1 protein-coding gene and 1 pseudogene are annotated in these 1773 nt (G+C 50.8%); one reads left to right on the top strand and one right to left on the bottom strand.

Annotation, left to right across the window (positions count from 1 at the left end):
- Nucleotides 1-619 (bottom strand): ABC transporter permease (locus ACUVQO_RS23055; RefSeq protein ID WP_445928155.1); only part of this gene is annotated, 619 nt, incomplete at its 3' end.
- A 110-nt stretch (nucleotides 620-729) separates the two neighbouring features.
- On the opposite strand from ACUVQO_RS23055, the pseudogene ACUVQO_RS23050 reads away from it, so the two are divergent.
- Nucleotides 730-1113, top strand: a pseudogene (locus ACUVQO_RS23050) (transposase); the annotation flags it as partial.
- Nucleotides 1114-1773: the final 660 nt, after the last annotated feature.

Genomic DNA, 1773 nt, shown 5'->3' with positions numbered 1-1773 from the left:
ACAGAGCCGTGAACAACTGCGGTAAACTGGCGTGCAGTAAACTATCCAATGTATACAACCCTGTCGGGCCTTCGGGGGCAGGCATCGTAATCGGAAAGCGAGTACCCAGGGGAAACCAGCCCAGTTGCACAGAAAAGACCAACTGCAGCAGCATTCCCAACCAGAACATGGGAATGGCATAGGTGAAAATGCCAAATAACCGTCCGCCCAGGTCAAGGGGGGTATTGGGTCGGGAAGCGGACACTGCCCCGATCGCAATGCCTATAACGAGTGCGATCGCCAGACTGTATAGGGCCAGTTCTACGGTGGCCGGAAAAAACTTCTGGATAATCTCCCACACAGATTGTCCCTGGCTGGTCAGCGATTTTCCCAAATCTAACCGGAGCAGGGAACCCATGTAATCCAAATACTGCCACCATACAGGCCGATTCAATCCCAACTGTTGCCGCAATTCTTCTTTGGCAGCTTGAGGAGCACGCGGGCCTAACAGGGCATCGACTGGATCACCAGGAGTTGCTCGTAGCAGTAGAAAAACCAGTGTGGTAATTAACCACAACATCAAGGGAGCCAGCACCAATCGGGTCAGCACATAATCGCGTAGAGAACTGGAACGGGACATAGGGAATTAAGCGTTAAACGTTGAGAGGGTGTTTGAGAAGTCGGTGAACCAGTAAAAAAGCTCACTCAGGGTAAGCTGCAAATAGAAAAAACCAGCCTCTGAGGAGCATCATGAGTAAAGCATATCCGAGTAACCTGAGCTACGCTCAATTTGAATACCTCAACGACGTTCTGGCTCCAGCCAAACCGGGAGGTCGTCCCCGTACGGTTGACCTGTGGGAGGTGCTCAACGCGATTTTCTATGTGCTGGTGCAAGGGTGTAGTTGGCGTGCCCTCCCCTCCGACTTTCCCGCTTGGCAGACGGTGTACACCTACTTCCGCAAGTGGCAGCAAGATGGCACCTGGATTAAGCTTCATGACTGCCTGCGGGAGTTCACCCGGATCGAGCAAGGGCGGCAACCGAACCCATCTGAGGCCAGTATTGATAGCCAAAGTATGAAAACTGCCACGATGGTGCATCAAGCGGTAGGTTACGATGCCAGCAAGCAGAGCAAAATGCCCAGAACACCAATGATAGACAGCTCTAACCGAAGGGCTTCTTTCCGTCCCAGGCGTTCATCAATGAGCAGGTCATCGGCTTGTAGCTCAAGTGCTAGTGCAATGGCATTGGCTTCACCGGCATCCAGTCCTCGATCTTGTTGAAGTTGGTCGGCGAGTTCGGAGTTTGTGAGGAGTTGGGCTTGGTGGTGCAGAAAACTCCTGAAACCCCTATAAATCAAGGATTCTCACCGAGACAGCGATCTTGAGTTTTATCGGGCGAACGAACGAGGGCAAGGGGTTTCAGGCGCTGTTTTGGTCGTTCAGGTTATCCATCATGAGACTCAAAAAAGTTTTCTGCACCACTCAGGAAGTCGAACAATCGTCCACTTACTCATCGATCGCCTCGCGTCGGCTCTACCGAATTGCCCCTCCATAAACACCTACAGAATCTCGACCTAGAGAGTCGGGAAACTTCAAACCTGCACCAGTTCATTCTCTTCAAACTCAACACGACTTAATGCTGCATAACAATCGATCGCATTAATAGCGTCCAAAATATCTTGCAATCTTTCCTTAGGATTCCTCACAACAAGATAGCCTCCCTAAGCACCCGATTCCTAATGGGTGCGTGTCACCTTCTAGAGAGAAGATTCATAACTGATTATTGAGATAAGC

The sequence above is a fragment of the Leptodesmis sp. genome (assembly GCF_052746595.1).
The sequence above is the reverse complement of the archived record's forward strand: the minus strand, read 5'-3'. Positions and strand labels throughout refer to the sequence as shown.